The organism is Cupriavidus sp. GW823-FHT06D04 (assembly GCF_058795055.1).
This window is the reverse complement of sequence record NZ_JBXAHL010000025.1, coordinates 42,860-63,091: the sequence shown is the minus strand read 5'-3', so window position 1 is coordinate 63,091 and position 20,232 is coordinate 42,860. Positions and strand designations below refer to the sequence as shown.

The window sequence follows — 20,232 nt, the reverse complement described above, 5'->3', positions numbered from 1 at the left end:
ATATGCGTTCCTGTTTCAGAAAATAATTGTCTTGGCGTTGACGGATTAGCGGTGGCTGATACGGCGGACAAGCCAGTCGCCGAAGCTCTGCACGGCCTGCACGAACACGATCAGGATCACCACCACCGCCACCATGACCTCGGTGATATAGCGCTGGTAGCCGTAGCGGATGCCCAGGTCGCCCAGGCCGCCGCCGCCGATCGCGCCCGCCATGGCCGAATAGCCGACCAGGCTGACAAAGGTGATGGTCAGGCCGGCGACGATGCCGGGCATGGCCTCGGGCAGCAGCACCTTCCACACGATCTGGCGGGTGGTGGCGCCCATCGACTGGGCGGCCTCGACCAGGCCCTTGTCGACCTCGCGCAGCGCGCTTTCCACCAGGCGCGCGATAAACGGGATCGCCGCGATGGTCAGCGGCACGATTGCCGCGGTGGTGCCGATCGACGAGCCGACGATAAAGCGCGTGAACGGGATCACCACCACCAGCAGGATGATGAACGGGATCGAGCGCACCGCGTTGACCACCACGCCGATGCTGCGGTTGAACAACGGGTGCGACAGCACGCCGCCGCGGTTGGTCAGGTGCAGTAGCACGCCCAGCGGCACGCCCAGCAGCGAGCCGACCACGCCCGAGATCGCCACCATCAGCAGGGTCTCGTTGAACGAGGTCAGGAACAGGTCAAACATTTCAGACCACATGCTCGAACTCCTCCACCACGACGCCTTGCGCCTGCAGGTATTCCATCGCCGCCTTCACGTCGGCCAGTTCGCCCGTGGCCATGATCGCCAGCGAGCCGAAGGCCTGGCCCTGGATCTCGTCGATATGGCCGTGCAAGATATTGAAGTCCAGCCCGTAGCGGCGGATTGCCTGGGCCAGCACCGGCTGGTCCACGCCCTCGCCGGTGAAGGCCAGGCGGTAGACGTGGTCGCGCCCGTTGCCCAGCCGGCTCTCCACGCGCTTGAGCACGCTGGCCGGCAGCTCCTGCGAGATGACGTCGCCGATCATGGCGCGCGTGACGTCGTGCTGCGGGCGCAGGAATACGTCGATCACGCGCCCGGTCTCCACCACCTGGCCGGCTTCAAGCACGGCCACGCGGTCGCAGACCTGCTTGATGACTTCCATCTGGTGCGTGATCATCACGATGGTCAGGCCCAGGTCGCGGTTGATCTGCTTGAGCAGTTCCAGGATGGAGCGGGTGGTTTCCGGGTCCAGCGCGGAAGTGGCCTCGTCCGACAGCAGCACCTTGGGCTTGCTGGCAAGAGCGCGTGCAATGCCCACGCGCTGCTTCTGCCCGCCGCTGATCTGCGCCGGATAGCGGTCCTTCAGCGCCGACAGGCCCACCAGGTCCAGCAGCGGCAGCACCGTCGCGGCGATCTCGGCCTTGGGCTTGCCGGCCAGTTCCAGCGGCAGCGCCACGTTCTCATACACCGTGCGCGACGACAGCAGGTTGAAGTGCTGGAAGATCATGCCGATCTCGCGGCGTGCCAGGCGCAGCGCGCCCGTGTCCAGCGCTGTCAGTTCCTGGCCCGCGACGATCACGCGGCCGCTCGAGGGCCGGTTCAGCAGATTGATGGCGCGTACCAGCGTGCTCTTGCCGGCGCCGCTGCGGCCGATAATGCCGAAGACTTCGCCCGCCGCTATCGACAGGCTGACGTCCCGCAATGCATGCACGTCGCCAGACGCGCCCGGGAAGCGCTGCGACAGTCCTTGCAGTTCGATCATGGAAAGGTGACCAAAAGAAAACGGCAACAGGCGAGGGATCTCCAGCGCTGTTGCCGCTCGTTATTTTTCTGAAGCGCGTATTTTAGGCGATTCGCTTCATACCATAAACGACTTTTTGCCGATGTCTTTATACGTTCCCGGCATATAAGAAGCGAGAAAGTCGATTATGAGCCACGCCAGGACGGCGAACGCTTGTCAATGAAGGCCTGCACCCCCTCCAGCGCCGACTCGTCCATCATGTTGCAAGCCATGGTCTGGCCGGCGAGCTGGTAGGCGGCCTCGATGCCCATTTCCAGCTGGCGGTAGAACAGGCCCTTGCCCGCGGCCACCGCGGCGGCCGGCTTGGCGCAGATGCTGGCGGCCAGGCGCGCCACCTCTTGGTCCAGCTGCCCAGCGGGCACCACCCGGTTCACCAGCCCGCGCTCACGGGCGGTTTCGGCGTCGATCATGTCACCGGTCAGCAGCATCTCCATTGCCTGCTTGCGGTGCAGGTTGCGCGACAACGCCACCCCGGGCGTCGAGCAGAACAGGCCCAGGTTGACGCCGGATACCGCAAAGCGCGCATCGTCGGCGGCCACCGCAAGGTCGCACATGGCCACCAGCTGGCAGCCCGCCGCCGTGGCGATGCCCTGCACGCGCGCAAGCACCGGCTGCGGCATCTTCTGGATCACCATCATCATGCGGGTGCAGCGGTCGAACAGGCGCCGGTAGTAGTCGTGCGACGGCGAGGCCCGCATCTCGCGCAGGTCGTGCCCGGCGCAGAAGGCCCTGCCGGCGCCGGCCAGCACCACCACGCGCACGGTGTGGTCCGACGCCAGCCGGCCGAGGGCCTCGGTCAGCGCGTCGAGCAGCCCTTCTGACAGCGCATTGAACGCCTGCGGCCGATTCATGGTCAGTCGCACCACGCCCGCGGTGTCGCGCACTTCGGTCAGCAGCGGCGCGTCCACGCGCGCATCGTTCTCGGCCATGGCCATGCTCTCCTATCGTTCCAGCAGCACCTTCAGGTGCGCCAGCACGCTGCGGCCCAGCGCGCTCAGGTTGTAGCCCCCCTCCAGGCAGCTGACGATGCGGCCCTGCGCATGGACGCGCGCAAGGTCCACCAGCTGGCCGGTAATCCAGGCGTAGTCCTGCTCCACCAGGCCCATCTGGCCCAGGTCGTCCTCGCGGTGCGCATCAAAGCCGGCGGAGATAAACAGCATCTGCGGGCGGAATTCATTGAGCCGCGGCAGCCAGATGGTCTCGACCACTTCACGCACGGCCACGCCGTTGGTATAGGCCGGCAGCGGGATGTTGACCATATTGGGCGCGAGATGCTCGGTGCCGCTGTACGGATAGAACGGGTGCTGGAAGATGCTGCACATCATCACCTGCTCGTCGCCGCGGAACGCCGCTTCGGTGCCGTTGCCGTGGTGCACGTCGAAATCGATGATGGCCACGCGCTCCAGGCCGTGCGCCCGCAGCGCGTGGCGCGCGGCAATGGCGACGTTGTTGTAGAAGCAGAAGCCCATGGCGCGGTCAGGCTCGGCGTGGTGGCCGGGCGGGCGCACGCAGCAGAACGCGTTCTCGAACTCGCCCGCGATCACCGCATCGGTGGCCGCCACCGCCGCGCCCGCGGCCAGCGTGGCGGCGGCAAGCGTGTGCGAGTTCATCGAGGTATCCGGATCGATCGCGTGATAGCCGCTGGCCGGGCTGGCGCGTTCGAGCGAATCGACATAGTCGGGACGGTGCACGCGCTCCAGCTGCTCGCGCGTGGCGGGCGGGGCTTCGCGGCGCTCCAGCAGCCCGTCCAGGCCGTGCGAAATCAGGTGATCCTCGATCGCCTGCAGGCGTTCCGGGCACTCAGGATGGAAATGCCCCATCTCGTGCCGCTGGAACTCGGGGTGCGTGTAATAGCCTGTCGGCATCTCTTATCGTCGCAATGTTGTCTCCAATCGCTACGTTAGCACACGCCAGCCCATGCCACCCAGCGGCGCTGGCGCGCCATGCCGTGACGGCTTGCCCGTAGTTGCCGCAGTGGCATCCGCTATACTCGGTGCGACTTGCAAAGGACATCATGACCGACACCCAGCGCTCACTGCGACGCCCCCTGCTGGGCGCCGCGCTTTCCGCTGCCGCACTCGGACTCTGCGGCCTCTCCCCCAGCCTGCTCGCCGCGGGCAAGCGCCGCGTCAGCATGCGCGAGGAAGAGATCGAACCCGGCCGCTACCGCGACAATCCGCAGACCCGCGCGTTTATCGACGAGATGGTGGCCCGCCACCGCCTTGACCGCGGGATGCTGCAGGAGTGGTTTAGCCAAGCGGTCTATTCGGCCACCGTGGTGCGGCTGATCATGCCGCCCGCCACCACCGGCCGCAAAAGCTGGCGCACCTACCGCTCGCGCTTTATCGAGCCGATCCGCATCAACGCGGGCGTGCGCTTCTGGCAGGACAACCGCGACACGCTGCGCCGTGCCGAAGCCGAGTTCGGCGTACCGGCCTCGGTCATCGTCGGCATCATCGGCGTGGAAACCATCTACGGCCGCGACATGGGCACCTTCCGCGTGCTCGACTCGCTGTCCACGCTCGCCTTCGACTACCCGGACACGCCCAACCGCGAAGCCCGCAGCACGCTGTTCCGCAACCAGCTGGCCGACTACCTGCTGTGGTGCCGCGACACCCGCACCGACGTGTACTCGGTGCTGGGCTCCTTCGCGGGCGCGATCGGCATCCCGCAGTTCATGCCGACCAGCCTGCGCGAATACGCCATCGACTACGACAACAACGGTCGCATCGACCTGCGCAACAGCCCTACCGATGCCATCGGCAGTGTCGCGCGCTTCCTGCAGCTGCACGGCTGGGAGCCGGGCCGCCCGGTGGTGTGGCGCATTGCCGGCGACGCCGGCAGCCTGGGTGTCGCCACGGCGGCGGCCGACGGCGAGCCATGGCCCACGCGCACGCTCAACCAGCTGACCCGCGCCGGCTTGCGCGTGGACGAGCCGATCGACCCCGTGCGCGAAGGCGAGACCGGCGTGCTGGTGGTGGACCTGCCAACCCCCGACCAGCCGACCGAATACCTGCTCGGCCTGCGCAACTTCTACGTGCTGACACGCTACAACCGCAGCTTCTTCTATGCGCTGGCGGTGTACCAGCTGGGCGAGGCGGTCAAGGCGGCGATGGGTTGACGCCAGCTGCCCGCCAAAGCAAAAAGGCCTCGCAATTTGCGAGGCCTTTCTTGTTGGGACCGGTTCAGGTCACGCCGGGAACACGCCGGTCGACAGGTAGCGGTCGCCGCGGTCGCACACCACGAAGACGATGGTGGCGTTCTCCACTTCCTCGGCAATGCGCAGCGCAACACAGAGCGCGCCGGCCGCCGAAATGCCGCAGAAGATGCCCTCTTCGGATGCCATGCGCCGCGCCATGTGCTCGGCGTCGCCCTGGCTCACCGGCTCGGTGCGGTCGATGTAGCTGGCATCGTAGATCTTGGGCAGATACGCCTCGGGCCACTTGCGGATGCCCGGGATGCGCGAGCCGTCGGCCGGCTGCGCGCCGATGACCTGGATCTCCGGGTTCTGTTCCTTCAGGTAGCGCGACACGCCGGTAATGGTGCCGGTGGTGCCCATCGCCGAAACGAAGTGGGTGATGCGGCCGTCGGTATCGCGCCAGATCTCCGGCCCGGTGCCCTCGTAGTGGGCCTGCGGGTTGTCCGGGTTGGCGAACTGGTCGAGGATCACGCCCTTGCCGTCGCGCTCCATCGAATCCGCCAGGTCGCGGGCGTACTCCATGCCGCCCTTGACCGGGGTCAGGATGATCTCGGCACCGTAGGCCGCCATGCTCTGGCGGCGCTCGAGGCTCAGGTCCTCGGGCATGATCAGCACCATCTTGTAGCCGCGGATGGCGGCTGCCATGGCCAGCGCGATGCCGGTATTGCCGGAAGTCGCCTCGATCAGGGTGTCGCCCGGCTTGATGCGCCCGCGCGCCTCGGCCCGGGCGATCATCGACACCGCGGGGCGGTCCTTGACCGAACCGGCCGGGTTGTTGCCTTCGAGCTTGCCGAGGATCACATTGCCGCGCGCGTCGTTGGCGGCACCGGGGATGCGCTGCAGTCTGACCAGCGGCGTGTTGCCGATGGTGTCTTCAATTGTCTTGTAGGCCATGGGGCGAGGGGTCGCGAAAGGGGGTCGCAAACGGGGGATTCCAATTCGCCGGCCATTGTAATCCAGACACCTATCCCTCGCCGGCAGGCGGGATTTACGCTGCCTCCCGCCCGCCTGCGCCCATCCTGCCGTGGCTCAGCCTTCTTCGTGGTTGCCTTCGCCCAGCAGGTGGTACAGCAGGATGCAGCCGAAGGTGGCAGTACCGATGCCGCCCAGCGTCATGCCGCCCAGCTTCAACGTCAGGTCGCCGGCGGCCACCGTCAGCGTGGCGCCAACCGTGATCAGGTTGCGCGAGCTGGAGAAGTCCACCTTGTTCTGCACCCAGATCCGGCCCGCTGTCGCTGCGATCAGGCCGAACACGACGATGGTCAGCCCGCCGATCACCGGACCCGGGATGGTCAGGATCAGCGCACCGAACTTGGGCGAGAAGCCCAGCAGGATAGCCACCGCGGCCGCCACCACGAAGATCAGCGTCGAGTAGATCTTGGTGACCGCCATCACGCCCATGTTCTCGGCATAAGTGGTCACGCCGGTGCCGCCGCCGCTGGCCGACAGCATGGTCGCGATGCCGTCGCCGATAAAGGCACGGCCGATATACGGGTCCAGGTTGCGCCCGGTCATCACGCCGATGGCCTTGATATGGCCCAGGTTCTCCGCCACCAGCACAATCGCCACCGGCGCGATCAGCAGCATGGCGCTGAACTCGAAGGTCGGTGCGGTGAACGCCGGCAGCCCGAACCAGCTGGCCGCTGCCACGCTCGAGAAGTCGATCGGCTTGCCCAGCCCCATCACGTTGGTGCCCAGGTAGTAGGCGAGGTAGCCGGCCAGGCCGCCGATCAGCACCGGCAGACGCCCGATCATGCCGGGCGCGCGCACCGCCACCAGCCCCACGGCCACCACCGTCAGCAGGCCCACCCAGGTATCGAGGGCCGCGCCGCTGACCGCCTTGACCGCCACCGGGGCCAGGTTCAGCCCGATCGCCGCGACGATCGCCCCGGTCACCACCGGCGGCATCAGCTTTTCGACCCAGGCGTAGCCCACCGCCTGCACGATCAGGCCGATCACCGTGTACAACGCGCCGGCGGCGATGATGCCGCCCAGCGCCACCGGGATATTGAGGTTGGGGCCGCTGCCCGCGTAGCCGGTGGCAGCGATCACCACGGCGATGAAGGCGAAGCTGGAGCCAAGGTAGCTCGGCACCCGCCCGCGCACGCACAGGAAGAAGATCAGCGTGCCGATGCCGGAAAACAGGATGGCGATATTCGGGTTGAAACCCATCAGGATCGGTGCAATGGCGGTCGAGCCGAACATCGCCACCACGTGCTGGATGCCGGCCAGCAGCGTCTGTCCGGCGGGCAGCCGCTCATCCGGCCCGATCACGCCTTCGGTCTTGAGCCGCCATTGCGGCAGGAATCCCGCGTCCTCGCCATTCGCCATATTGTTCTGCTCCCTGTGGTCCGGGCTGGCCGCCTGGTCGGCAGCCGCCGCGTTTGATGCCTGGTTGTCTGGTAGATGCGTGCCTGTCGGCAGCCGCGCGCGGCAGATCCTGCCGGCGCGGCGTCCGCATGATACTCCGCCGCCACGGGGCGTGCGAAGCGGCAAGGGTCTAGCACAACCCATACCAGCAAGGAGAGCGTCCGGCCGCTGCGCGGCCGGACGCCGGACCGTGACCCTGTCAGCGCGCTGGCTTGGCGGCGCCAGCGGGCGCTGCCTTGGCTGTCTTGGCCGGGGTGGCGGCCGCAGGCGGCGCCGCTGCTGCGGTTCCCTTCGTGCCGATGGCAAGGCCAGCGTCCTGCAGCTTCGCCACGGACTTCGGCCCGATGCCACTGACGCGCTCGGCCAGGTCCGCGGCGTCCTTGTAGGGCCCACGCTTGTTGCGTTCGTCGATGATGTTGCGGGCGGTGGCTGGTCCCACGCCCTTGACCGAGGTCAGGGCCGCCTCGTCCGCCGTATTGACATCGATGGCGGCATGCGCGGCACCGCCCGCGAACAGGCAGATGGTTGCAGCGAGGGAAACCAGGGAAAAACGCCGGGCAAGTTGCCGGACCCAATGCTTGAAAATGAAGGCTCTCCTTTCCTGTGGATGGTCTGAGGTACCACCCCCCGCCGGGGCGGCGAGGTCAGGTCAGGATAGGGGCGGGCCGCAGCTGCGGCCCATGCAGCAACAAAAGTTGACACCGGCCGCACGAAAGCGTGTCAGCCGGTTGCGCGCCGGTATCAGCCGGCGCGTTCGATCAGCCAGCGGCAGTAGCGCGCCACGCCTTCCTCGACGGACAGGAAGGGCTCGCTGTAGCCGGCGCTGCGCAGCTTCGACACATCCGACTGCGTAAAGCACTGGTACTTGCCGCGCAGCGCATCGGGGAACTTGACGTACTCGAGCAGGCCTTCCTGCACCAGTTCTTCCAGCGACAGGCGCGGCTTGCCTTCGGCCTCGCGCAGGGTGTTGACCACGGTGGCGGCGATGTCGTTGAACGGCTGCGCGCGGCCGGTGCCGAGGTTGAAGATGCCGGACTTGTCCGGATGGTCAAAGAAGTGCAGGTTGACCTTGACCACGTCCTCGACCGAGACGAAGTCGCGGCTCTGCATGCCGGGGGCATAGCCGCCGTACTCGCCGAACAGCTTCACCGTGCCGTCGGCGCGGAACTGGTTGAAGTTGTGGAAGGCAACCGAGGCCATGCGGCCCTTGTGCGTTTCACGCGGGCCGTACACGTTGAAGTAGCGGAAGCCCACGATCTGCGACAGCGCCGACGGCAGCCGGCGCCGCACGATCTGGTCGAACAGGAACTTGGAGTAGCCGTACACGTTCAGCGGGCGCTCGAACTCGCGGTCTTCGCGGAACACCTGCGAGGCGCCGTAGGTGGCCGCCGACGACGCGTACAGGAACTGCGTGCCTTGTTCCAGGCAGCTCTCCATCAGCGACAGCGTGTAACGGTAGTTGTTCTCCATCATGTAGCGGCCGTCGGTCTCCATGGTGTCGGAGCACGCGCCTTCATGGAATACCGCCCGCACCTTGCCGAACTCGCCGCGGGCTAAGCGCGCGAGGAAGTCCTGCTTGTCAAGGTAGTCGGAGATCTCGCAGTCGACCAGGTTGTGGAACTTGTCGGCACGGGTCAGGTTATCGACGGCGATGACGTTGGTTTCGCCGCGGTCGTTCAGACCCTTGACGAGGTTGCTGCCGATAAAGCCAGCGGCGCCGGTGACGATGATGGTCATGGTCGGATCAGGATGGGGGCGCCACGCCTCACGGGGCGGCGCCGAACAATTCAGAATAGGAGACGACGGCGGTACCAAGCTTGCCCACCACGATGGCGCCGGCACGATTGGCAAGCTGCACGGCTTCCTTGAGCGGCACGCCGGCACCCAGCATGGTGGCGAGCGTGGCAATCACGGTATCGCCCGCACCCGATACATCATAGACCTCGCGCGCCTGGGCGGAGACGTGCAGCACTTCGGCCTCGGTGTAGAGCGTCATGCCCTCTTCCGAGCGCGTCAGCAGCAGTGCCTCCAACTGCAGCCCGCGGCGCAGGTTCTGCGCGCGGATGGTCAGGTCGGCCTCGGTCTTCCAGGCGCCGACCACGGCACGCATCTCGGCCCGGTTGGGGGTGATCAGGGTGGCGCCGCGGTAGCGCGAGTAGTCGTCTCCCTTGGGGTCGATCAGCACCTTGCGCCCGGCTGCGCGGCTGGCGTCGATCATGCGCGTGACGTGGGTCAGGCCGCCTTTGCCGTAATCGGAAAGCACCAGCACCTGGTAGTCGTTGATCAGGGCCAGGAAGCGGTCCTGTACCGCGGCCAGCACTTCATGCGCCGGCGCGCTCTCGAAATCCACGCGCAGCAACTGCTGCTGGTGCGCCACCACGCGCAGCTTGATGGTGGTGTTGAGCTTGGGATCGCGGTGCAGATAGGGCTGCACGTGGCTCTCGCCCAGCAACGTTTCGAGCGTTCGGGCCGGCTCGTCGTCGCCGACCACGCCCAGCATGCCCACGCGTGCGCCCAATGCCGCGGCATTGCGGGCCACGTTGGCGGCGCCGCCCAGGCGCTCGTCGCTGCGCTTGACCTGCACCACCGGCACCGGCGCTTCCGGCGAGATCCGTTCCACATCGCCGAACCAGTAGCGGTCCAGCATCATGTCGCCGACCACCAGGATATGGGACTGCCGGATCTGCTCCTGCGGAATGACGGTCTTGTTCATGAAGATCCTTGGCAATATCGCGACGGCCGCAGCCGTCGCGCTAGCTTATCGGTTGATGAGTCCGTTGACCCGCCGGCGCCTCATTCGTTCACGGCCGGCCGGGTCGGGCGTCCGATGGCGTGGTACTCCACGCCGTTCTCGACCATGGCCTCGGGCTCATACAGGTTGCGCCCGTCGAAGATCACCGGGGTCTTCAGGCGCCGCTTGATCTGGCCGAAGTCGGGGCTGCGGAACACCTTCCATTCGGTCACGATCACCAGCGCGTCGGCGCCGTCCAGCGCATCCATCTGGTTCTCATGGAAACTCACGCGCGCGGCGCCGCCCGGCAGGTCGGCCAGGTCGGCATCCAGCACGCGCCGGGCTTCGGCCATCGACACCGGGTCGTGCATGCGCAGCGACGCGCCGCGCGACACCAGTTCGCGCGCCAGCACCCGCGACGGCGCCTCGCGCATGTCGTCGGTGTTGGGCTTGAAGGCCAGGCCCCACACGGCAAAGGTGCGGCCGGTCAGGTCATCGCCGAAGCGGCGCACGACCTTGTCGCCCAGCACGCGCTTCTGCGCGCCGTTGACCGATTCCACCGCCTCCAGCACGCGCATTGGCTTGCCATGGTCGGCGGCAGTGCGCATTAGCGCCTGCACGTCCTTGGGAAAGCATGAACCGCCATAGCCAGCACCGGCATACAGGAAGCTGTAGCCGATGCGCGGGTCCGAACCGATGCCCATGCGCACCAGTTCGATATCGGCGCCAACCTCGTCGGCCAGGTTGGCCAGCTCGTTCATGAACGAGATGCGCGTGGCCAGCATCGAATTGGCCGCGTACTTGGTGAACTCGGCCGAGCGCACGTCCATGTAGAAGGTGCGCTCGTGGTGCCGGTTGAACGGCGCGTAAAGCTGGCGCATGGTGGCCTGCGCGTGGCGGCCGGCGACGTCGGCGTTGCAGCCCAGCACGATGCGGTCCGGGCGCATGAAGTCCTCGACCGCGGCGCCCTCTTTCAGGAACTCGGGGTTCGACACCACTGAGAACTGCAGGTCTTCCAGGCTGCGCGCGACCAGCTCCTCGCGGATCGCGGCGGCCACGCGGTCGCCGGTGCCGACCGGTACGGTGGACTTGTCGACCACGACCTTGAATCCGGTCATATGGCGGCCGATATTGCGCGCCGCCGCCAACACGTACTTCAGGTCGGCAGAGCCGTCTTCGTCCGGGGGCGTGCCCACGGCGATGAACTGCACGTCGGCGTGCTCGACACTGGCCGCCACGTCGGTGGAAAAGGTCAGCCGCCCGGCGGCACGGTTGCGCTGGATCAGCTCCAGCAGGCCCGGCTCGTAGATTGGCACGCCGCCTGCGTTAAGCAGCGCGATCTTCTGCTCGTCCAGGTCCAGGCAGAACACGTCATTGCCAAGTTCCGCCAGGCAGGCGCCGGTGACAAGGCCGACATAGCCGCTGCCGATGATGGTGACTTTCATAGCGTTAATTCAATTCTGTTGCACAGGACCGCCCGGGATCAGCCGAGCGTCTCGGAGCGCCGCGGGGCATAGGTTTCCCAACGGTTGCATCCCGGGCATTGCCAATAGAAAAGCCGGGCGCGGAAGCCGCACTCGCGGCAGGTGTAGCGCGCGAGGTTGCGCGTGCGCAGCTGCAGCAGGTCACGGATGGCCGTGGTTTCCTGCGCTTGCTCGTTGTTGCCGTCGGCGCCCTCTGCCGGGGCATCGGCACCCGCCGGCTGCGCGGACGGGGCGCCGGCCGCGACCACCGCCGCCTGCGCCTCGAAATACTTGGTCAGCGCCAGCAGCGTGGGCTGGCGGCGCAGCTGCTCGCGCATCAGGCGCGCGGCGGCTTCCGGGCCGTTCACGTCCAGTTCTGCCTGGTAGGCGGTATCGAGCACCTCAGGCGCCAGCTTGCCCTTGAGCAGGCCGCGCAGCCATTCCAGCGCGGCGCCCTCCTCCTGCAGGCTGGCGTAGGCCTTGACCACGCGGTCCGCCACCAGCGGCAGGAAAGATGCATCCTGCCGTTCGATGCCAAGCCAGTGGCCAAGCGCCGCGCGGGCGTCGCCCGCGGCCGCGGCCACGTCGCCCAGCAGGATCGGGGCGCGCACGTTGGCAGGATTCTCGGCAACGGCCTGGTTCAGCCACTTCACCGCATCTTCGGGGCGCTTGCGCTGCAGCGCGTCCTGCGCCAGCTCGCAGCAGAACTGGGCAATCTGCAGGCTGTAGCTCGTCTGCTCCAGCGTCTGCAGCTCGCGCGCGGCCTCGATCGCCTTCTGCCACTCCTTTTCCACTTCATAGAGCTCAAGCAGCACGCGCTTGGCCGACGCCGCGTACGGGCCCGACATCAGCCGGCGCAGCGATTCCTCGGCACGGTCCAGCAGGCCGGCGCGCAGGAAGTCCTCGCCCAGTTCAAACAAGGCATGCTCGCGCTCGGGCTCGGGCAGGTCGGGGCGGGTCGCCAGGTTCTGATGCACGCGGATGGCGCGCTCGGTTTCGCCGCGGCGGCGGAACAGCGCGCCCAGCGCAAAGTGCAGCTCGGTGGTTTCCGGGTCCAGCCGGGCCACCTCGATAAAGGCATCGATGGCCTGGTCGGGTTGCTCGTTGAGCAGGAAATTGAGGCCCTTGAAGTACGAGCGCGGCAAGGCGCCCTGTTCGCTGATGAGCTGGCGCACGTCGAAGCGCGCCGCCATCCAGCCAAGGCCAAAGACAAGTGGCAGCGCCAGCAGCCACCAGGTTTCAAACATCATGGATCAGACTTTCGGGCCGACTACGTTATAGGGAACAGGCTTGCCGTCACGCGGCGCGGATGCGGCCGCCGACGACGCTGCTGCGGCGGACGCCGGTGCCTGCGCCTCCGCGGCCACGCGGCGCAGTTTCGCCACCTCCATGCGCTGGCGCATCAGCCCGGGCGCGACCGATGCCAGTGCCGCCACCGCGCCCAGCACGAAGGCGGCGAACAGGATCAGGATCAGCGGCGCATGCCAGACGGCATTGAAGAACAGCTGCAGCGAGGCTTCGGCGGTATTGCGCAGCGCCAGCACGAACAGCAGCACGAATACGACGATACGGACGATCCAGGCGAACAGTTTCATGCAGGTAGGCAGCGAGTCAGCGTGACATTGGGACGGGGCAAGCGACAGGCGAGGCGTACTGGCGCAAGGCCCGGCAAGGACCCCGGCATTGTAACGGAATCACTTCCCGGATTCGGTAACGTGGCGGTAACGGGGTGCGAACCCGCTGCGGCGATCGACCCCTGGCATCGACTTGCGCACGATGCAGCACCTGGCATGGCGTCATCTCAGAAGCATCAAACGAAAAAAAGCGCCCCAACGGGGCGCTTTCTTACCAACAACACAGCAGCAGGCAAAGCCCGGGCAATCAGGAGCGGACAAAATTCAGCCCGCTCTCATGCAATCCCGCCGGTGTGACGGGAGCGGCACCCTGGCCAGCCTTGCCCGGCGCGGCTTGCACCGCGCCGCCGGAATGGCCGTTGCCATTGACGCCCGCAGGCACCGGCTGGCTACGGTCAACCCGTTCGCGCAATTCCTTGCCCGCCTTAAAGTGCGGCACCCGTTTCTCGGGCACCAGCACACGCTCGCCGGACTTGGGATTGCGCCCCACGCGAGGCGGACGCTTGTTCAGACCAAAACTGCCGAATCCGCGGATCTCGATGCGATGGCCGTCGGCCAGCGCCTCGGACATCGCGTCGAGTATCGTTTTGACCGAGATGTCCGCGTCCCGCAGCAACAGCTGGGGGAAGCGGGCAGCCAGTTTTTCGACGAGCTCCGACTTGGTCATGGGCATACGCGCAAGCGCGGGGGCCTGCGATTACTGGTTGTCCTGGCCGAGCTTGGCCTTCAGCAGGGCGCCGAGGTTGGTCGTGCCAGCCGTGCCGGTGTCAGCCTGGAACTTTTGCATCGCTTCTTGCTGCTCTGCGCTGTCCTTGGCCTTGATCGACAGGTTGATATTGCGCGACTTGCGGTCGACGTTCACCACCAGGGCGGTGATCTGCTCGCCTTCCTTCAGCACGTTGCGGGCGTCTTCCACGCGGTCAGCGGAGATTTCCGATGCACGCAGGTAGCCTTCCACATCGTCAGCCAGCTGGACCACGGCGCCCTTGGCGTCAACGGCCTTGATGGTGCCCTGAACCAGCGAACCCTTGTCGTTGGCCGAGATGAAGTTGTTGAACGGATCGCCCGACAGCTGCTTGATGCCCAGCGAGATGCGTTCCTTGTCGACGTCGATGCCCAGGACCACGGCTTCGACTTCGTCGCCCTTCTTGTACTTGCGCACGGCTTCTTCGCCAGTCTCTTGCCACGACAGGTCGGACAGGTGCACCAAGCCGTCGATGCCGCCCGGCAGGCCGATGAACACGCCGAAGTCGGTGATCGACTTGATCTGGCCGGCCAGCTTGTCGCCCTTCTTGTGGTTACGCGAGAAATCGTCCCACGGATTGGCCTTGCACTGCTTCATGCCCAGGCTGATACGACGCTTGTCTTCGTCGATATCCAGCACCATGACTTCGACTTCGTCGCCCAGCTGGACAACCTTGGACGGCGCAACGTTCTTGTTGGTCCAGTCCATTTCCGACACGTGCACCAGGCCTTCGATGCCGGCTTCGATCTCGACGAACGCGCCGTAGTCGGTCAGGTTGGTCACCTTGCCGAACAGGCGGGTGCCTTGCGGGTAGCGGCGCGAGATGCCGACCCACGGATCTTCGCCCAGCTGCTTCACGCCCAGCGAGACGCGGTTCTTTTCCTGGTCGAACTTGAGGATCTTGGCGGTGATTTCCTGGCCAACCGACAGCACTTCGCTCGGGTGGCGGACACGGCGCCAGGCCAGGTCGGTGATGTGCAGCAGGCCGTCAATGCCACCCAGGTCCACGAACGCGCCGTAGTCGGTGATGTTCTTGACGATACCGTTGACGATGGCGCCTTCCTTCAGGGTTTCCATCAGCTTCTGGCGCTCTTCGCCCAGGGTCGCTTCGACCACGGCGCGGCGCGACAGCACCACGTTGTTGCGTTTGCGATCCAGCTTGATGACCTTGAATTCCAGGGTCTTGCCTTCGTACGGGGTGGTGTCCTTGATCGGGCGCACGTCAACCAGCGAACCCGGCAGGAACGCACGGATGCCGTTGACCATCACCGTCAGGCCGCCCTTGACCTTGCCGGTCACGGTACCCGAGATGATTTCGCCGTCTTCCAGCGCCTTCTCGAGGTTCAGCCACGATGCCAGGCGCTTGGCCTTGTCGCGGGAGAGGATGGTGTCGCCATAGCCGTTCTCGAGCGCATCGATGGCCACGGAGACGTAGTCGCCGGCCTGCACTTCGAGTTCGCCCTGGTCGTTCAGGAACTCCTCCACCGGCACGAATGCCTCGGACTTGAGGCCGGCATTGACGACCACGAAATTGTGGTCGATGCGCACGACTTCAGCGGAGATCACTTCGCCAGCCTTCATATTGGAGCGGGCGACGGATTCCTCGAACAGTGCGGCAAAGGATTCGTTAGTTTGCAGGTCGGACATAAACGTAAGGTGAAATCCGCAATACGCTGGCCGGCGCGACTATCGCGCTCAGTCTGCCAGGGCAGCGGGGTCAGGTTTGACACAAGCCAGCCACAAGTCTTGCCCGGGCTGGCGCCATCTGGTGCCGTCGGGGTACGCCGCTTCTACTGATGCGCCCGCATGCATCTCATGCACCGGGCCGCACAGCGGCAAACCACTCCAGCACCTGCGCCACTGCCTGGTCCACCGTCATATCGGAGGTATCCAGCAGCTTTGCATCCTCGGCGGGACGAAGCGGCGCGGCGGTGCGGGTGCGATCCCGTACATCGCGCGCTTCAAGGTCACGCAAAAGGTCTTCAATATTAGCAGAAATTCCCTTATCAATCAATTGTTTATAGCGCCTGCGAGCGCGCGCCTCAACACTTGCGGTCAGGAACACCTTGAGCGGCGCATCCGGGAAGATCACGGTGCCCATGTCGCGGCCGTCGGCCACCAGCCCCGGCAGCTTGCGGAAGCTGCGCTGCAGCTGGGTCAGCGCGTCGCGCACCGGCTGGTGCACGGCAATGGCCGAGGCCCGGTTGCCGATCGCCTCGGCGCGGATTGCCAGGCTGACTTCCTCGCCTTGCAGCCAGACGCGGTCAGGGCCGAACTTCACATCGAGGCGGGAAGCGATCTTTGCAAGGGCGTCCACGTCCGCCAGGTCAATCCCGGCGCGGTCGCTGGCCAGCGCCACGAGCCGGTACAGGGCACCGCTGTCGAGCAGGTGAAAGCCCACGGCATCCGCAACCTTGTGCGCGACAGTGCCCTTGCCCGAGGCAGTCGGCCCGTCAATGGCGATGACGTTGACGATAGTCATTATTTATAAAACCAAGAGAAACGATTGATTGTGAATTCAATTGAGAATCATTATCATTTGATTCATGGCACTTCGCCGCAGCCGCGGCACGGTGCCCTTTCCGTCCAGTCGCGAGGCAATCTACCATGGCAAAAACCCTGACGTTCGGCATCATGCACCTTGGCATCGCGTTCAGCGTGACGTATGCGCTGACCGGCAGCCTCGCCATCAGCGGCGCCATCACCTTCATCGAACCGGCCGTCAATACCGTGGCCCACTACTTCTTCGACCGCTACTGGGAGAAGCGCGAGCGCCGCCAGGCCGGGGCTGCCCGCGACCACGCCAACCTGGCCAGCGCTTAGCCGGTCACGCCCGCAAACACGCTGAAGTAATCCGGGAACGTCTTCGCCACACAGCCCGGATCATTGATCCGCACCGGCAGCGGCCCGAAGGCCGCCAGCGAGAAGCACATCGCCATGCGATGGTCATCATAGGTGCCAATGCCTTCGGCCGGAGTCTGCCAGGGCTGCGGCGGCGTCACACGCAGGTAGTCCGCCCCTTCTTCCACGACTGCGCCGAGCTTGCGCAGTTCCGTCGCCATCGCCGCGATACGGTCCGTCTCCTTGACGCGCCAGCTGGCGATATTGGTCAGCGTGGTCGTGCCTTCGGCAAACAGCGCCGCCACCGCCAGCGTCATCGCCGCATCGGGGATATGGTTGCAGTCCAGTTCGATGCCGTGCAGGCACCCGTCGTCGCGTTCCGTGCCGCGCACTTCGATCCAGTTGTCGCCGGCCATCACATTGGCGCCCATGCGGTTGAGCGCCTCGGCGAAGCGCACATCGCCCTGGATGCTGGCCATGCCCACGCCTTCCACCCGGACCGGGCCGCCGCCGATTGCGCCGGCCGCCAGGAAATAGGAAGCGGACGACGCATCGCCCTCGACGAAGATCTCGCCCGGCGAGCGGTAAGCCGCGCCTGCCGGCAGCACGAAGCGTTCCCAGCCCTGGCGCTCGACCTGGATGCCGAAGCGCGCCAGCAGATTCAGCGTGATCTCTATATACGGCTTGGAGATCAGCTCGCCCACCACCTCGATCTCGATGCGGCCGCTGTCGGATTGCGCCATCGGCAGGCTCATCAGCAGCGCGGTCAGGAACTGGCTCGACACATCGCCGCGCACGCGGATCGGCGCATCGATGCGAATGCCGGCCGGCTGGATATGCAGCGGCGGAAAGCCTTCATTGCCCAGGTAGTCGATCACGGCGCCCACTTGGCGCAGGCCGTCGACCAGGTCGCCGATCGGCCGCTCGTGCATGCGCGGCACGCCCGACAGCTTGTAGCTTCCGCCCTGCAGCGCGAGCGCGGCAGTCAGCGGGCGGATCGCGGTGCCAGCATTGCCCATGAAGAGCTCGGCCGACTTGTTCGGGAAATTGCCGCCGGCGCCGGTGACGATGTAGTCGTCGCCTTCCTGCCGCCACGCCACGCCGAGTGTGCGCAACGCTTGCAGCATCACACGGGTGTCGTCGGAATCGAGCAGGTCGCGCACGCGGGTTTCGCCCGTGGCCAGTGCGGCCAGCAGCAGCACGCGGTTGGAGATGCTCTTCGAGCCCGGCAGCCGGACGGTGCCGTTGGCGCGGGTCAGGGGGCCTAGCGTCAGGTGTTCCATGGTTCTCGTGGGCGCCGGGGCGCCGCGGTCAGGCGATTGGTTCAGGGTTCGGTATGGTTGCCCGCGGCACGCTCTGCGCCCCAGGCCAGCCGGGTCTTGCTGGCGCGCGCGAAGATGCGTTCGAGCGCGTCGCCGTCGCCCTTCTCGATCTGCGCCTTCAGGTGCGCCAGCACCGACTGGTAGGTATTCAGCTCACGCAGCAGCGCGTCGCGGTTGGCCACGCAGATATCGCGCCACATCTCCGGCGACGAGGCCGCGATGCGCGTGAAATCGCGGAAGCCGCCGCCGGCGAAGCCCAGCTTCAGCGCCGCATCTTCCGCATTGGCGACCTGCGCCACCAGCGCGTACGACAGCACGTGCGGCAGGTGGCTGACCGCGGCGAACACCGCGTCGTGCTGCACCGCCGACATCACGTGGCATTCTGCGCCGGCGCTTTCCCACATGGCGCGCACCGCGGCGACATCTGCGCGCGAATTTTCCTGCAGCGGGCACAGCACGGCCTTCTTGCCAACGTACAGGTCCGGCAGCGCCGCCTCCACGCCGTTGAGCTCGCGTCCGGCGATCGGGTGTGCCGGCACGAACTGCGCGACCTTGTCGCCCAGCGCCGTCTTGGCCGCCATGATCACGTCCGACTTGGTGCTGCCGGCATCGGTGACGATGGTGCCTGGCTGCAGATGCGGCTCCAGCGCGTGCAGCAGCGCAAAGTTCTGCGCCACCGGCGCGCACAGCACGATCACGCTGGCGCCGCGCGCGGCATCCGCCAGCGTCGCGGCCTCGTCGATCACCCCAAGATCCAGCGCCTTCTGCAGCGAGGCCGGCGAGCGCCCCACCCCGACCACCGTGCCCACCACGCCGGCGCGCTTGAGCGCCAACGCGAGCGAGCCGCCGATCAGGCCGACACCGACAATGACAACACGGGAAAAATGCAATGCACTCACAATCTCAGGCCGCTAGGGGCAGTGGCTCGGACCAGGCCGAGGTAAATCGATGATTGGCAAAGCGGCAGGCAAGCAGCCCGCCGCTACACGCTGCAAAACGCCGCGATTGTAGCCGCGCTCACGCCAGCGCCCGCTCCAGCGCCGCGATGAAGGCCGCGTTCTCCTCGGCCAGGCCAATGGTCACGCGCAGCCAGCGCGGCAGGTTGTAGTTGCCCACCGGCCGCACGATCACACCCTGCTTCAGCAACGCCAGGTTGACGCGCGCGCCGGCGCCGTCGTCATCGCCCACGCGCACCATCACGAAGTTGCCGGACGACGGCACATATTCCAGCCCGAGCCGGTTGAAGGCATCAGTCAGCTGGCGCTTGCCGGCACGGTTCAGCTCGGCGCTGCGGCGCAGGAAGTCGGCATCGCCCAGCGCGGCGATGGCCGCGGCCTGCGCCACGCTGTTGACGTTGAACGGCTGGCGGATGCGGTTCAGCAGGTCCGACAGCTCCGGCTGCGCCACCGCGTAGCCGATGCGCAGGCCCGCCAGGCCATAGGCCTTGGAGAACGTGCGCGACACCATGAGGTTCGGGTAGCGGCGCACCCAGGCAAGCGAATCGTATTGCTGGTCCGCATCCAGGTATTCGTTGTACGCCTCGTCCAGCACCACCACCACGCTGGCCGGCACCCGCTGCAGGAAGGCTTCGATCTGCGCGGCCGGCACGAACGTGCCGGTCGGGTTGTTCGGGTTGGCGATAAAGACCAGGCGCGTATCCGGCGCGATCGCCGCGGCCATCGCCTCGAGGTCATGGCCGTAGTCGCGCGCGGGCACTTCGATGGCGCGTGCGCCGATCTCCTGCGTGGCCAGCGCGTAGACCGCGAACGAGTACTCGGCATAGACGATCGACTGGCCCGGCTCCACCAGCGCATGCGCGGCCAGCTCCAGGATGTCGTTGCTGCCGTTGCCCAGCGTCAGCCAGTCGGCGGGCACGCCGAGGCGCGCCGACAGCGCGCCCTTCAGCGCAAAGCCGTTGGAATCCGGGTAGCGGCCGAGTTCAGCCACCGCATCGGCCACCGCGCGTCGGGCCGACTCGGGCATGCCGAGCGGATTCTCATTGGAGGCGAGCTTGACGATGCCGGCCTCGTCCAGGCCGAACTCGCGCGCGACTTCCGAAATCGGCTTCCCGGCCACGTAAGGCGAAATCGCCCGCACATAGCCGGGTCCGAACACCGTGCCGCCTTGCTTACCCTGCTCTGCCATCTCGTCTCCTTGTTCTTGCC

Annotated in this window: 20 protein-coding genes; 2 read left to right on the top strand and 18 right to left on the bottom strand. The window is 66.4% G+C overall.

What is annotated here, in order from left to right; genetic code table 11:
- Nucleotides 1-45: 45 nt before the first annotated feature.
- From AC1Q7H_RS26000 to AC1Q7H_RS25985, 4 genes are all read right to left on the bottom strand, one after another.
- Entirely contained in the window at nt 46-699 is a 654-nt protein-coding gene (locus AC1Q7H_RS26000; RefSeq protein ID WP_010812940.1) for a methionine ABC transporter permease, read from the bottom strand.
- Nucleotides 689-1,723 carry a methionine ABC transporter ATP-binding protein gene (locus tag AC1Q7H_RS25995; protein WP_114132306.1) on the bottom strand — a complete coding sequence of 345 codons (1,035 nt, stop codon included), beginning with the start codon at nt 1,721-1,723 and terminating at the stop codon, nt 689-691. The genes AC1Q7H_RS26000 and AC1Q7H_RS25995 overlap by 11 nt, the downstream gene beginning before the upstream one ends.
- A gap of 164 nt (nt 1,724-1,887) precedes the next feature.
- A complete protein-coding gene (locus AC1Q7H_RS25990) occupies nt 1,888-2,691 on the bottom strand; it encodes an enoyl-CoA hydratase (RefSeq protein ID WP_492379716.1) in 804 nt (267 codons plus the stop codon).
- Between the two features lie 12 nt (nt 2,692-2,703).
- Complete coding sequence (locus AC1Q7H_RS25985) at nt 2,704-3,627, bottom strand: histone deacetylase family protein (protein WP_013955860.1); 924 nt, start codon at nt 3,625-3,627, stop codon at nt 2,704-2,706.
- Nucleotides 3,628-3,776: 149 nt separating this feature from the next.
- Here AC1Q7H_RS25985 and mltB point away from each other — a divergent pair, with 149 nt between their 5' ends.
- On the top strand, nt 3,777-4,883 hold the full coding sequence (gene mltB / locus AC1Q7H_RS25980; RefSeq protein WP_013955859.1) for a lytic murein transglycosylase B: 1,107 nt from the start codon (nt 3,777-3,779) through the stop codon (nt 4,881-4,883).
- Nucleotides 4,884-4,952: 69 nt separating this feature from the next.
- Here the strand turns inward: mltB and cysM are convergent, their stop codons facing one another.
- The 11 genes from cysM to cmk all read right to left on the bottom strand — a co-directional run bounded on the left by cysM (nt 4,953) and on the right by cmk (nt 16,386).
- The gene (gene cysM, locus AC1Q7H_RS25975; protein ID WP_013955858.1) at nt 4,953-5,855 is read right to left on the bottom strand and encodes a cysteine synthase CysM; all 903 of its coding nucleotides are present in this window, start codon (nt 5,853-5,855) and stop codon (nt 4,953-4,955) included.
- A gap of 135 nt (nt 5,856-5,990) precedes the next feature.
- Complete coding sequence (locus AC1Q7H_RS25970; protein WP_211980822.1) at nt 5,991-7,292, bottom strand: solute carrier family 23 protein; 1,302 nt, start codon at nt 7,290-7,292, stop codon at nt 5,991-5,993.
- Between the two features lie 238 nt (nt 7,293-7,530).
- Nucleotides 7,531-7,917, bottom strand: a complete 387-nt coding sequence (locus AC1Q7H_RS25965; protein ID WP_080569532.1) for a ComEA family DNA-binding protein — start codon at nt 7,915-7,917, stop codon at nt 7,531-7,533.
- A gap of 155 nt (nt 7,918-8,072) precedes the next feature.
- Nucleotides 8,073-9,068, bottom strand: a complete 996-nt coding sequence (gene rfaD, locus AC1Q7H_RS25960; RefSeq protein WP_153955029.1) for an ADP-glyceromanno-heptose 6-epimerase — start codon at nt 9,066-9,068, stop codon at nt 8,073-8,075.
- Nucleotides 9,069-9,096: 28 nt separating this feature from the next.
- Nucleotides 9,097-10,044, bottom strand: coding sequence for a D-glycero-beta-D-manno-heptose-7-phosphate kinase (gene rfaE1 / locus AC1Q7H_RS25955; protein ID WP_013955854.1), 948 nt, complete (start codon nt 10,042-10,044; stop codon nt 9,097-9,099).
- Nucleotides 10,045-10,124: 80 nt separating this feature from the next.
- Nucleotides 10,125-11,507, bottom strand: coding sequence for a UDP-glucose dehydrogenase family protein (locus AC1Q7H_RS25950; protein WP_013955853.1), 1,383 nt, complete (start codon nt 11,505-11,507; stop codon nt 10,125-10,127).
- Between the two features lie 38 nt (nt 11,508-11,545).
- Nucleotides 11,546-12,775, bottom strand: a complete 1,230-nt coding sequence (gene lapB / locus AC1Q7H_RS25945) for a lipopolysaccharide assembly protein LapB (RefSeq protein ID WP_013955852.1) — start codon at nt 12,773-12,775, stop codon at nt 11,546-11,548.
- A gap of 3 nt (nt 12,776-12,778) precedes the next feature.
- Nucleotides 12,779-13,120 (bottom strand): LapA family protein, encoded by a 342-nt coding sequence (locus tag AC1Q7H_RS25940; protein WP_153955027.1) that lies wholly within the window; start codon nt 13,118-13,120, stop codon nt 12,779-12,781.
- Nucleotides 13,121-13,406: 286 nt separating this feature from the next.
- Entirely contained in the window at nt 13,407-13,826 is a 420-nt protein-coding gene (locus tag AC1Q7H_RS25935; protein ID WP_041228311.1) for an integration host factor subunit beta, read from the bottom strand.
- Between the two features lie 30 nt (nt 13,827-13,856).
- Nucleotides 13,857-15,551, bottom strand: a complete 1,695-nt coding sequence (rpsA, locus tag AC1Q7H_RS25930) for a 30S ribosomal protein S1 (protein WP_010812954.1) — start codon at nt 15,549-15,551, stop codon at nt 13,857-13,859.
- A gap of 166 nt (nt 15,552-15,717) precedes the next feature.
- Nucleotides 15,718-16,386 (bottom strand): (d)CMP kinase, encoded by a 669-nt coding sequence (gene cmk / locus AC1Q7H_RS25925; protein ID WP_013955848.1) that lies wholly within the window; start codon nt 16,384-16,386, stop codon nt 15,718-15,720.
- Nucleotides 16,387-16,511: 125 nt separating this feature from the next.
- Here cmk and AC1Q7H_RS25920 point away from each other — a divergent pair, with 125 nt between their 5' ends.
- Nucleotides 16,512-16,727, top strand: coding sequence for a DUF2061 domain-containing protein (locus AC1Q7H_RS25920; RefSeq protein ID WP_013955847.1), 216 nt, complete (start codon nt 16,512-16,514; stop codon nt 16,725-16,727).
- Here AC1Q7H_RS25920 and aroA read toward each other — a convergent pair.
- The 3 genes from aroA to hisC all read right to left on the bottom strand — a co-directional run bounded on the left by aroA (nt 16,724) and on the right by hisC (nt 20,212).
- Nucleotides 16,724-18,028 carry a 3-phosphoshikimate 1-carboxyvinyltransferase gene (aroA, locus tag AC1Q7H_RS25915; RefSeq protein WP_211980821.1) on the bottom strand — a complete coding sequence of 435 codons (1,305 nt, stop codon included), beginning with the start codon at nt 18,026-18,028 and terminating at the stop codon, nt 16,724-16,726. The two genes, AC1Q7H_RS25920 and aroA, sit on opposite strands and share 4 nt — an antisense overlap.
- 41 nt (nt 18,029-18,069) lie before the next feature.
- Nucleotides 18,070-18,966 carry a prephenate dehydrogenase gene (locus AC1Q7H_RS25910; protein ID WP_249678676.1) on the bottom strand — a complete coding sequence of 299 codons (897 nt, stop codon included), beginning with the start codon at nt 18,964-18,966 and terminating at the stop codon, nt 18,070-18,072.
- Nucleotides 18,967-19,084: 118 nt separating this feature from the next.
- On the bottom strand, nt 19,085-20,212 hold the full coding sequence (hisC, locus tag AC1Q7H_RS25905; protein ID WP_153955023.1) for a histidinol-phosphate transaminase: 1,128 nt from the start codon (nt 20,210-20,212) through the stop codon (nt 19,085-19,087).
- Between the last annotated feature and the right edge of the window lie 20 nt (nt 20,213-20,232).